10 protein-coding genes and 3 pseudogenes are annotated in these 11,490 nt (G+C 61.3%); 8 read left to right on the top strand and 5 right to left on the bottom strand.

What is annotated here, in order from left to right; translation table 11 throughout:
- Positions 1–322 precede the first annotated feature (322 nt).
- The 5 genes from AC07DW_RS31730 (at position 323) to AC07DW_RS31710 (ending at position 3,662) form a co-directional block, all read left to right on the top strand.
- Entirely contained in the window at positions 323–580 is a 258-nt protein-coding gene (locus tag AC07DW_RS31730; protein WP_478861107.1) for a hypothetical protein, read from the top strand.
- Positions 581–731: 151 nt separating this feature from the next.
- Positions 732–1,253 carry a cupin domain-containing protein gene (locus AC07DW_RS31725; RefSeq protein WP_478861106.1) on the top strand — a complete coding sequence of 174 codons (522 nt, stop codon included), beginning with the start codon at positions 732–734 and terminating at the stop codon, positions 1,251–1,253.
- A 37-nt stretch (positions 1,254–1,290) separates the two neighbouring features.
- The gene (locus AC07DW_RS31720; protein ID WP_478861105.1) at positions 1,291–2,463 is read left to right on the top strand and encodes a homogentisate 1,2-dioxygenase; all 1,173 of its coding nucleotides are present in this window, start codon (positions 1,291–1,293) and stop codon (positions 2,461–2,463) included.
- A 30-nt stretch (positions 2,464–2,493) separates the two neighbouring features.
- Positions 2,494–2,949, top strand: coding sequence for a cupin domain-containing protein (locus AC07DW_RS31715; protein WP_478861104.1), 456 nt, complete (start codon positions 2,494–2,496; stop codon positions 2,947–2,949).
- 47 nt (positions 2,950–2,996) lie between these two features.
- On the top strand, positions 2,997–3,662 hold the full coding sequence (locus AC07DW_RS31710) for a dienelactone hydrolase family protein (RefSeq protein WP_478861111.1): 666 nt from the start codon (positions 2,997–2,999) through the stop codon (positions 3,660–3,662).
- Between the two features lie 15 nt (positions 3,663–3,677).
- Here the strand turns inward: AC07DW_RS31710 and AC07DW_RS31705 are convergent, their stop codons facing one another.
- From AC07DW_RS31705 to AC07DW_RS31695, 3 genes are all read right to left on the bottom strand, one after another.
- Positions 3,678–4,397 (bottom strand): nitroreductase family protein, encoded by a 720-nt coding sequence (locus tag AC07DW_RS31705; RefSeq protein ID WP_478861110.1) that lies wholly within the window; start codon positions 4,395–4,397, stop codon positions 3,678–3,680.
- Positions 4,398–4,441: 44 nt separating this feature from the next.
- Positions 4,442–5,503 carry a quinone oxidoreductase family protein gene (locus AC07DW_RS31700; RefSeq protein WP_478861109.1) on the bottom strand — a complete coding sequence of 354 codons (1,062 nt, stop codon included), beginning with the start codon at positions 5,501–5,503 and terminating at the stop codon, positions 4,442–4,444.
- A 295-nt stretch (positions 5,504–5,798) separates the two neighbouring features.
- Positions 5,799–6,848, bottom strand: coding sequence for a type III polyketide synthase (locus tag AC07DW_RS31695; protein ID WP_478861108.1), 1,050 nt, complete (start codon positions 6,846–6,848; stop codon positions 5,799–5,801).
- Positions 6,849–7,651: 803 nt separating this feature from the next.
- Between AC07DW_RS31695 and AC07DW_RS31690 the strand changes: the two genes are divergently transcribed.
- Entirely contained in the window at positions 7,652–7,909 is a 258-nt protein-coding gene (locus tag AC07DW_RS31690; protein ID WP_478861103.1) for a hypothetical protein, read from the top strand.
- 187 nt (positions 7,910–8,096) lie between these two features.
- Here AC07DW_RS31690 and AC07DW_RS31685 read toward each other — a convergent pair.
- Positions 8,097–9,125: pseudogene (locus tag AC07DW_RS31685) on the bottom strand (IS30 family transposase); the annotation flags it as partial.
- Positions 9,126–9,364: 239 nt separating this feature from the next.
- Between AC07DW_RS31685 and AC07DW_RS31680 the strand changes: the two are divergent.
- Positions 9,365–9,961, top strand: coding sequence for an IS110 family transposase (locus tag AC07DW_RS31680; protein WP_478861102.1), 597 nt, complete (start codon positions 9,365–9,367; stop codon positions 9,959–9,961).
- 190 nt (positions 9,962–10,151) lie between these two features.
- Positions 10,152–10,505 (top strand): annotated as a pseudogene (locus tag AC07DW_RS31675) (transposase); the annotation flags it as partial.
- On the opposite strand, the pseudogene AC07DW_RS31670 reads toward AC07DW_RS31675, so the two are convergent.
- A pseudogene (locus tag AC07DW_RS31670) lies at positions 10,505–11,490 on the bottom strand (ISAzo13 family transposase); the annotation flags it as partial. The pseudogenes AC07DW_RS31675 and AC07DW_RS31670 sit on opposite strands and share 1 nt — an antisense overlap.

The raw sequence follows: 11,490 nt of genomic DNA, 5'->3' as shown, positions 1-11,490 counted from the left end.
ATCGGCCACCTCCTCCACCCCGCCCACCTCACCATCCGCCACCATCTGCACTGGTCACTCTGGCGAAGACTCAGCCAGACACGCGCCCGCAACAGCCACTACAAACAACGCGGACACACCCCCTAACTGTGATTGCAGTATTAGTTAGACCAGCGTCCTCTCCGACCAGCCACCCCACCAGCTCACCTACCGTCCCTGGGGCGAGGAGGCCCGGGCGCCCGTAGTTCGGCGCAGCCCGCCGCCGGACCCTCATGATCGAGGTTGCTCACTCCGGATACAGGGGTCACCATTGAACTTACGCCTGCGCGTTGGGAGGCGCTCTATGACGATCGAGGTCAAGCTGGTGCAGGGCACCACAGCCCTCATCCCCACGACAGCGAAGTATGCAAACTTAGTCTGGCGTGATATTCCCGAACGCAACCGAGTCGGCTGGTGGTTGATATGGAGGGCCCTAGACGATGAGATCGAAGTGCGTCCTATTCCGCTGTCTCCAGATGAAGGGCTAAGTCTCGGACCGAATGAGGAAAAGTGGGCGATGGCGTATGCACGAGGCTACCTACAGCTCAACAGCATAGGCTAACAGTCACTCTCTTTCACTCGCGACTAACTGCCACCGTGACCATGACTGGGTACAGGAGCGGATTACCCGGGAACCACCGCCAGTGAACGTCGGTTGGCCAAGGTATGGAACCCCCTCTTTTGCTCGATGTTAGCTATCGGAGGGCTGAAAAATGGGTGATGGATTCATTATCAAGGCCGGTGAAGGTGACAAGCTGGACCTTGGGCCCATGCAAGTCACGTTCAAAGTGGGCGCAGCTGCGAGTAAAGTGGCTTCCAGATTTGAAACTCTGGTGAGTCCCGGTGTAGACATCGGCGCACATATTCATGGGACCATGGAAGAAACGTTCTTCCTGCTTGAAGGTTCTTTGGACGTATTGTCTTTCGAGCCCAAAGAACGAACCGCCCAGAATTGGAAAACCTGGGTGTCTAGGGACGGTACGCCTGTCGCACGGCTAGGACCTGGCGCGGTGGTATTCATTCCACCTGGTTGCCCCCACGCCTTCTTCAATCCGGGCCCTACTCCTGCAAAGCTTTTGGTTGACGCCGCACCAGAACACGAATTCTATATGCGGGAACTTGCCGATATTGTCTCCGCCGGCGTCTCTCCGGACGACCGAACAGCCGCAGTGCACATGCTGCGCAGTAAGTACGGCATTGAACAGCTGACGCCGCTCGTTATGCCCCATCACTAAGTGTGCCTGATCGCTCGCAAAGATTTGGAAAGAGAGGATGGTTTCAATGCCTCCTTTTAGGACTCTTGGTAAGATCCCCCGGCGGCCATTCACTCAGTACCGGCAAGCTGACGGACGCCTATATTACGAGGAACTCGCCGGAGAGGAGGGATTCTTCGGCGACTCATCGACCATGTATCACAGAAACTCCCCCAGCGCAGTCAGTCTGGTTGAAGACCTGAAGATTGCACAGCCGGAGATGATACCGAACCACCCGCTTCTCCCACGGCACCTGAGGCCTAAGAGGATTTCGTACGACGGTGACGCGGTGACAGGGAGGGTTCCTCTGCTGAGTAACGAAAATCTCTGCATAAGCTATTCAGTGTCCGGGACGTCATCCCCGCTCTACCGGAATATCACTGCGGACGAGCTGGTATTTGTTGACTCCGGCACCGCCAGTCTGCAGTCGACCATGGGGATTCTTCCAGTGGACAAGGGGGATTATGTCGTCATCCCAGCCGGATGCACGCACCGTTGGGTGCCTGGGGGCGACACACCACTCGCTTTGCTGATCATTGAGTCCTCGGGTCACATCACACCGCCCAAACACTATCAGACTACACACGGACAGTTCCTGTCTACGGCACCCTATTCCGAACTGAACCTCCGAAGCGCGGAGGAGCTACTAAGCTTGGATGACAGGGATGTGAGCGTGATTTATAGGAGCAGGTCCGGTTACTCGCGATACGTCATGGACCATCACCCGTTTGACGTTGACGGATGGTTCGGCTGCATGTATCCGTATGCGCTCAACATCTGGGACTTTTCACCTATCACCGGGTCGTTCCACAGGACCCCTCCAGTACACCAGACATTCGTCAGCCCTCAATTTATTCTCTGCTCCTTCGTCCCTCGAACGTTCGAGTTCGGCGATCAAGCACTACGTACACCGCCTCATCACGCGAATGCGGATTGCGACGAAATCCTTTACTATGCAGCCGGCACATTCCTCAGCAGGGACGGCGCTGGTTTCGAACAGGGTGCGATGTCGCTGCATCCAGGCGGATTCATTCATGGTCCGCAACCGGGGAACGCCGAGCGGGGTTTGGCTATCGAAAGAACGGAGGAGACTGCTGTGATGATTGATACCTTTGCGCCTCTTCGTTTGTCGGAACAAGTTCTGGCCACAGAAGAACATTCCTACCTATCGGGATGGCGAAATCCAGCCTAGGCAGGTCTACTGAATTTAGGGGAGGGTGTCATGATCGTCCCGCAGCTGGATAATGACGAGGTGTGGTGGCAGGGCAGTCTCTTCAAGATCAAGGCACGTAGTGAACAGACCGCCGGGTCACTGGGCATGGCTGAAGCTCATTACTGGCCGGGGTTTTCACCGCCGACTCACCTACATCGCAAGGAAGACGAAGGTTGGTTTATCCTCGAAGGGCAAATGAGAATTCGCGTGGGAGATTCGATGTTTAACGCTTCTGCGGGCGATTTTGTCTTCGGTCCGCGGATGGTGCCTCATAGCTTCAGGGCACTGGAAGAAGGCGCCAAAGCACTGGTGATGCTGGTCCCTGGGGGACTAGAGAAAATGTTCCTGGAAGGAGGGATACCGCTCCATAGCTCCGCACAGCCATCACAGGAATTCGACATGGAGCGTCTACGTACTCTCATGCGTAAGTACGGCTGCGAGATTACGGGCCCGCCGCTTACTTAATCCTTCTTCTGTCCCTGTAACAAGCTGGAGGCGTCGTGGGGGACTTGGTGGCTTATGACCGAACCGGCATTCAGGGGTACTTTGCCCGAGCTAAGGGCGGAGGGAGTATCCTCGTTGTACATGAATGGTGGGGTCTGGTAGACCATATAAAGGCGATCGTCAACCGCCTCTCAGCGAATGGCTTCACAGCTCTGGCTGTGGATCTTTATGGCGGCTCCCAGACGTATCAGCGTAACGAAGCAAAGCAGTTGCTCACTGAGTTAAACATGGATGAGGTCGCCCGGAATTTGACGGCAGCTGGCGAATTCCTTAAGGAAGAGGCCAGTAGGGCGAGCAGCGGTCGCCTCGGTGCAGTGGGATTCAGCGCCGGCGGAAATCTGGCGCTATGGTGCGGGACGTTCATGAAGACGGTTACAGCCACTGTCGGCTATTATCCGGTGTTGGCATGGGAGCGCATGAGTCCTGACTGGTCCGGATACGCTGGTAAATCTGCCTTGCTCCACTGTGCCGAAGAGGATGGGTTCTCAGAAGCACCCTTGGTGCGCACAGCCATTCGTCAGATCCACCAATCCCATGGAAACGTGATTACGCACGACTATCCGGGCACTAGGCACGCCTTTTTCAATGATCAGCGTCCTGCTGTGTACAACGCCGAGGCCGCCTCGATATCGTGGAACCGAACGCTGCAATTTTTTGAGCAACATCTTCGGTAGTAATTGGCCGATCGACTATCTGTGGCCATCGTCGTATCTGCGGCCGTATACGTCGAGGAAGACGGTCTCGGCGAGCGGGCGTCGGCCTGGGTGTGTGGGGCACTCAGCTGGCCATCCCACAGGTAGCAACATCGCTACATGCAGATCATCATCGTCATCCCCCAGCCCGATGGCCTTCTTTACCTTCGCCTCGTCGAATCCGTTCATCGGTGACGCCGCAAGGCCGAGAGCCGTTGCAGCGAGCATGGTGAACGTTGCAGCGATCGTTGCGTCCTTTATCGCATATTCTCTCAGCAACCCTCGCCGTTGCAAGTTCTCATGAAATGCGCTCACTGTCCCGGGGTATCGGGCGATGTACCGTTCGTCCCAAGCGCCATTTTCCGTGGCTGATTCGATGACGCTTTCAGGATTCTCGCGCCAAGCGCTGGTTGATGCCAGGAAAACCAGGACTACGGGTGCCTCCCTTACCTGGGATTGCTCTTTTGCAGCATGATACAGCGCATCACGTCCGTCGCGAGCCGAAACAACCACCATCATCCGCGCCTGAATATTGAAACTGGAGGGGGCTTCCATCGCCAATTCGACCAATTCATGAAGCCTTGCCGGTGGGATGGCATCCGGAAGATAGTGGCGCACCGTGCGCCTCGAGCGTATGAGCTCAGCGACCGGAAGGGGAACTACGCAAGGATCCGTTGCGGAATGTACTGTTTCCCGCTGCGCTGTTTTCCTCCGCATCCGCATAGCATCTCCAAATAATTCACGGCTAATTCCCGGTTCAGCTATGACTGCACCGGTGGTTGTTGCGCAGGCGAAGGCACTTCGAGAACAGCCTGCCCTCGAGTGACGCCGGACTCTATGGCGCGATGGGCTTGACTGACTTCCTCCCAGGGCAGGATACTCACAAAGGACGCAGGAACCCGGAAGCCGGCAGCAACATCGTGCCACAGAGCGACAATCTGGGCCCTGTTTCCCGTCCGCACGCCGATCAGAGACTGGCTTCGCTGGTACAAGTTGGACACTCGAATGGGTAGCGGATCGGTCGTAATGGATCCCGCGACAACCACCCTGCCCATCGGTGCTAGCGCGGCAAAGTACTGTTTCCAAAGGGAAGGGATGCCAAGGTTGTCGATGATGCAGTCGACTCCCCACTCACCCACCACGCGGCGAACGGTGACGGCCAAATTTTCCGACTCCCCGTCTACGGCCGCCTGCAGTGGCAGGCCATCCAGGCAACCTGGGTTACGAGCCAGCCGATCCACACCGATAACGCGAGCCCCGCGATGATCAGCGAGGGAGGCAATGGTCGAACCAAGGGCGCCTGCTGCTCCGATCACCATCACAGTTGACTCGGGACCTACCCCACCCGCCTCCAGCTCCGCGCGTGCAACGGGCCCGTTCCCTGCCAATGCGGCAGCTTGCGAGAACGGAAGGCCATCCGGAAGTAAGGCTACATTGGACTGCGGTACCACACACCACTGGGCATAACTCCCCTGCCGATGAATACCGACCAGGCGCAAAAACGGACACGCCTCGTCTCTAAGCATTATGCAGGCTCGGCATTTCCCGCAGCTGATCACGGCGGAGACCGCCACTCTTCTGCCGGCTAAAGCCTGGTCAGCGCCCGGCCCCACTGCGTCGATCACCCCGGCATGCTCAGTCCCAAGAATGTGCGGGAAATTTGGTACCTGGGAGGCGAAAGGAGGCCTTCCGGCTCGCGTGGAGATGTCCTTCGTGCGGGCGACTACGACCGCAGACACTCTAACACGGACCTCTCCCCGACCTGGTGTGGGTTCGTCGACCTTAGCCAGCTGCAAAACTTCGGGTCCGCCGAATCGGTTCATGACCAGTGCTTTCACTTCCAGGGTTCCCTTCCGGCTTTGAGGCGACATCAATCCTGCATCAGCGGCTTCCGTCTCACTCTTTCGTTCCTACATCCAGCAGGCGCATGCGCAGCGTGCACCTGTATCGAGGTCAGCGCCTCTTTTCATCATGCGCGCCAGTCCGGGTAGAAGTGAAGACGGCGTTCGACTCTCGCCAGGGCCACTGTCAACGCTCTCGGCTCACATGGGGCGAGGTCACATATTGCGACACGCGGAAGTAAAGCACGGCGCGATTTTAGTCGCCATCCGCCTCCACCTACTCCGCTGCCCAACTACACAGAGCCAACTCTGCGGTAATTCCCGGGCCGAATCCGGCGATTATTCCCCGCGCCCCCGGCCTGGGCGGAGCTTCTTCGAAGAGCCGTCGTAGCACCTCTAGGACGACAACGCTAGCCACATTTCCGTATTCACTGAGTGCCGCTCTGCTGAACTGGAACTTATCCGAACCGACGCCCAGGTGCTTCGAAAGGTCATCGAGAATACGAGGCCCACCGGCATGGATCACATAGAAGTCGAGTAATTGCGCGTCCCAGCCATGCCCTTTAGTGAATTCCTTCAGTGGCGGGGCGAGTGCTTCCATTGTTCCAGGGACTCGCTTGTCGAGCTGAAAGTGAAATCCAGTCGACTTGACAGCGTAAGAAATCCATTCCACTGTATCGGGTATCAGGTAGGATGCAGTTCGCCTCACAAGAGGCCCATAGCCGCCCGCGCCCCGCACCACCAAGGCTCCAACTGCGTCACCGAAAAGTCCGGCCGACAGCAAGCTCCCCAGAGAGGTGTCGGTGGGCTGATAGCAAAGCGAACAAAACTCGCACGCGACAACGAGGACGTTCTCGGTAGGGTAAGCTGAGCAATACAAATGAGCGGTATTGACGGCAAATCCGCCAGCCGCACACCCCATCTGCGACACTGGCATTTGCCGGACATTCTCCCTAAATCCCATGGTATTAATCAGCCACGCCGTAAGTGATGGCATAGTAAAGCCAGTGCATGAAACGAAGACAATCGCGTCGATGTCTGTTTTCTCGAGCTGGGCGTTAACCAGCGCATCTGCAACCACGGACGGTATACGCTTTTTGGCCTCTTGCTCATATATAGCATTGCGAGCCTCGAAGCCGGGGTGCTTAAGTGTCTTCTCAATCGGTTGAACAAGGTGACGTTTCTCCACTCCTGTGTTACGAATCATGGAGAGCGCCAGCTTAAGCTGTGGATGATCCCGGTGGGTCTCCCGACAGATGTCAAGGGTCTGTTCGCTGGTTATTACGTGCTCAGGGACCGCGACTGCAGGTTTGCACAATATCGCCATGTTGATCAATCCGTCCCGCTCTGGTGCGAATTCCTGTCCGTCAGCGTCACGCTGCGCTCCTGCAGGCCCGCTGGGGGCAAAGATTTGAGTCTCTTCAGCCGCCACTCGCCAGGGTGGTGGATGGCCGCTGCTCAGGTGACAGACCCACCACGGTCCGTGTGACTCCGTCGTCCCCACCATCCGATCGGTGGTTAACGTGGAAAGGCTCTTTGATCGCCCGCGAGAGCCGTGTGAAGTCAACTTCTTCACGCCATGAGCACAAGCCGTTACTGAAAGGTCAAAAGCAACCGATCGTTGATTACATTGCCACCATCTTAAGGGAAAATTCACTGAATCTGAAGCCTTGCACGCGTAAGGCTCCTTGAACCCGTGTTCATCAGGTTGAGGGCTCGTTCCAACGGCTGCGGCGGACCACAATTTTGGGACGCCGTCTCGACTCGTCGCCTGGCCGAAGCACCGAGTCTTTGCACAGACCGGGTTCAATCGGCGAGGGCATGGGCGGCGTCACGGGCTTGGGTCCTGGCTCAAACCGGGAAGCCCCGGCCGCGCTCGCTGAACGCCGCAGTGGATCCCGAAGCCCGTGACGGCAGAGGCGGCAGCCGGGGCCTACATCTCCGGCAGGCCATCCACCGTGCCTCGGTGAGCTACCGCTACGAAGGGAGACCGACGCCAGGGACGCCGCCGTCATCGCCGACCAGGTGCGTATCCGCCGGGCCTGCACCCCTTACGCACCGGCGACGGAACAGACTGGGCTTGCTGCGTTTTGACGGACATCTGAGATCAGGGGTTTCTGCCCCGGAAGGATGATGTCCCAGGCCGGGTTCGTCAGGCTGTGTCGGCGCGGTGACCGCTCGGTCGGCCAGGTCGCCAGGGACTTCGCTGACCGGGACAGCGGTGCGGGACTGAGTCCGACTGCCCAGGCCGACGCGGGTGAGCGCAAGGGCCTGACCAGCAGTGAACGCGAGGAACTGGCCGCGTTGCGGCGGGAGAATCGCAGGCTGCGCGAGGACGTCGGCATCCTCAAGCGTGGGACGGCTTTCTTCCCGACGGAAACCCGGTGAACGACCCGTTCATCGAGGCGGAGAAACGGCAGCTCGCAACGTCAAACGGACGTCTGAACTCCTCAAGGTCTCCGAACCGCCTGCTACGCCCGCCGCACTGGCGTGCCTGGCCCCCGGGCGGTACGGGACGCTGAGGTTACGGAGCGGATGGCGGATTCGCATGATCGTCGCAACGTTGCTGGTGTCATGCTGTCAGAGCGGCGGCGAAGAGCTCGGCGGGGGTCTGCCATCCCAGGGTCTTCCGGGGCCGGTTGCTGAGGCGGTCCTCGATGGCCTGGAGGTCGTCGGGTGTGTGGGCTGACAGGTCGCTGCCCTTCGGCAGGTACTGCCGCAGCAGGCCGTTCGTGTTCTCGTTGGTGCCGCGCTGCCAGGGGCTGCCCTCGGTGGGCGACGAAGACGCCGTCGCGGAACAGCGGGGCGAGGCGGTCATGGCAGGCCATCTCGGAGCCCTGGTCCCAGGTGAGCATCATGCGCGCGTTGTCGGGGACGTCCCGGAGAGCCTCAGCGAGACGTGTGTGGACCTGTTCCGCGCTGTGTCCGCCAGGCAGGGCGACGAGCCGGAGGCAGCGGGTGCGGCGGTCGACGAGTGTGGCGACGGCGGTGCGGTTCCTGCGGCCGGTGATCAGACCGCCTTCCCAGCCGCCGGCACGCTCGCGGAGCCCGACGACGGCGGGCCGCTCGCCGATGAGTGCCGCCGGCACGGCGAACCCCGGGGCGCGCTGGCCGGCCTTGCGGCGCTGCTTGCGCAACGGCCTGCCGGTGCGGAGCTTCTTGGTGAGCGTCCTGCCCAGGACGCCTTTCGCGCCCTGGTAAAGCGCCCGGCAGATGCTCTCGCGGCACAGGTGCCGCTCCGGCCGGTCCGGCCACAGAGCGCGCAGGTGAGCAGCGATCTGTTCGGGGCTCCACTCCAGACCGAGCCTTTTCTGGACCTCGGCGCGGAGCCCGGCGCCGAGCCGCAGTCTGGCTCCGCGCGGCCGCCCGGCCCGCTGCCGGGAGCGGTGATGGGCGAGGCCGGCGTCGCAGACGCCTTTGCCGTCTCCGAGCATGTTGCGGCGCAGTTCTCGGCTGACGGCCGAGGGTGAGCGGGCAAGCCGTCCGGCGATCGCTCGTATGCCCAGGCCGCGTTCGCGCAGGGTGGCGATGCGCCTGCGCTCCAGCAAGGACAGGTAGCGGCCCGAATGCACGGTCTCGGACACCCGCTCCGGCGGCAGACCACCGTTCCGACCGCCACCGGCAGCCGGTCCTCCTCCCGATGCCGAGCCGCCGACAGGCCTCGACCGTGCCCACCCCGGACTCCAGCAGCCCCCAGTACTCCGCCCCGACCTCGAGCCTGCGCCTACGTCCCCGCCCGGGGGCGTGCCCGGCGAGCCAGGCGTGAGCACTGGATCCATTAGGCCGCGCGCCGTGTCTTCCGCAGGCTGCACCGCAAGCGAAGCACACGACGAGGAGAGCGCGTTGCTGCTGATCGGCGATGACTGGGCCGAGGACCACCATGACGTCGAAATCCAGGACGAGAGCGGCCGGAAGCTGGCCGTCGCGAAGCTGCCGGAGGCCGTGGACGGCGTGGCCAGGTTCCACGAGCTCGTTGCGAAGTACGGTGGTGAGAAGCTCGGTCCCGCCCTGGTCCTCATCGGGATCGAGACCGACCGCGGCCCATGGGTTCAGGCTCTGATAGCCGCCGGCTACCAGGTCTACGCGATCAACCCCCGGCAGGTCGCCGGTTTCAAGGAGCGGTACGGCACCTCTCGCGCCAAGAGCGACAAGGGCGACCCGCACACGCTGGCGAATATGGTCCGTATCGACCGCGACCAGCCGCGGCCTATCGCAGGAGACAGCGAGCAGGCCCAGGCCATCAAGGTCGTTGCCCGCCCTCATCAGACGCTCATCTGGGAACAGACCCTCATCTTCCAGCGACTGCGCAACGCCCTGCGCGAATACTTCCCGGCGCTCTGGATGCCTGCGCCGGCCTCACTCTGCCTCGGAGGCGACGCACTGGAACTGCTTCTGGGAACGGGTCAGCTTCGCCGCCGCTTGCGGAGTGGGCGCCTTTGACGGGAGCAGCCCTGACAACACGGGGACGTGCCAGCACTGCCATATGGTGCGGGTCCGGTCAGCGAGACGGGAAGGTGCACGAGAGAAACCAGTGTCCGACGCCCCTTAATACTGCAACCGCATGTGGCGTGACGGTCGGCGTCGTTGCTCGTTGATGTGACTGTGTGAACAGTCGCTGTCGGTTCAGCAGATCGAGTCGTGGTCCGAGGGCATAGCAGGGTTGCATGCCCGGTTCGCCCGGCATTTCGGCAGGCCGGAGCCGCGGGAGCGGGCTCTGGACTACCTGACGGGCCTGTTGTCTCTGCTGGAGAAGAAGAACGGCTGGACGCTGGCCGAGCAGGTCGGCCAGCTCCGCCCCGATGGTGTGCAGCGCCTGCTGAACCACTCCGAGTGGGACGAGAACGCGGTCCGCGACGATGTGCGGGACTTCGTCGTGGAGGCCATCGGCACCAAGGATGGCGTGCTGATCGGGGACGACACCGGTTTCCTGAAGAAGGGCACCAGGTCAGCCGGGGTCCAGCGGCAGTACCCCGGCACCGCTGGGGCTTGGATTTGAATAACTGTCAGAGTTGGTCTGTGCAGGTGTCGTCGGGTGATGGTAGGCGGGTTTGTAGTTGTGTGAGGGTGCGGGCGGGGGGTCCGGGTAGCGGTGTGACTGCGATGTGGTGCAGGTCCAGGAGGCGGTGACCGTCTTGGACTGGTTGGACAGGTTGGGGCGGGGGACGTTCAGGAGCTGGGCCAGAAGTGTGCTGGTGACGGCTCGGCGGCGCCGTAACCGGGCGGTCAGCAGGCGGTGGTAGTGGTCGAGGCTGCTGGTCTGTGGGTGGAGGTAGCTGCGTGGGCGGTGGAAGCGTCGTTGGAATGCCGCCTCGGCCAGGGCGTCCCAGTACGGTTCCAAGACGGTGACCAGGCGGTCGAACGCGGATCGTGACATCCCGGTCAGGGCCAGGTCGCTGAAGCATGGCGGTCAGGGCGGGATCGATCCGCTGTCGGCTCGGTGCCGGCTCGGTGAGCCGGGGTGCGACCGGTGCCAGGGCGTAGTTCCAGCCGCCGTGGAAGGCGTGGGGTGTGATCGGCAGGGCATGGAACTCGGCGGGTAGCACTTCGGTGCCCAGGTCGTATCGGCCGGTGTCGAGTTCGGCGCCGATTCTGAGCCCCGGTGCGGGGGGTCGTGGCGGCGATTGTCTCGATGACGGTCGTAGCTGGTCAGGGGCCTGCCACGCCAGTTCGCGGTGATGGGGTAGAACATCCTGTGTTCGATCTTGTTCCACTTCGATGTTCCGGGCGGGAAGTGGCAGACCGTGATCTCGAGCCCGCTTTCCAGAGCGAAGGCGGCAAGGTGCCTCTTCCATGTCCGGCGGCGGGGGTCGTTGGAACCACCGCAGTCGGCGGTGATCAGCAGCCGACCGGCCTCGGGATGGTCGCCCCGTCCCCGGTGCTGCCATCAGCGGCGGATGGACTCCACTGCGGATTCGCCCGTGTCGTGGTCGTCCCGGCGTTGACCCAGCCGGTGTGCGGGCGATGTCGCA

The organism is Streptomyces sp. NPDC045701, assembly GCF_056432045.1.
The sequence above is the reverse complement of the archived record's forward strand: the minus strand, read 5'-3'. Positions and strand labels throughout refer to the sequence as shown.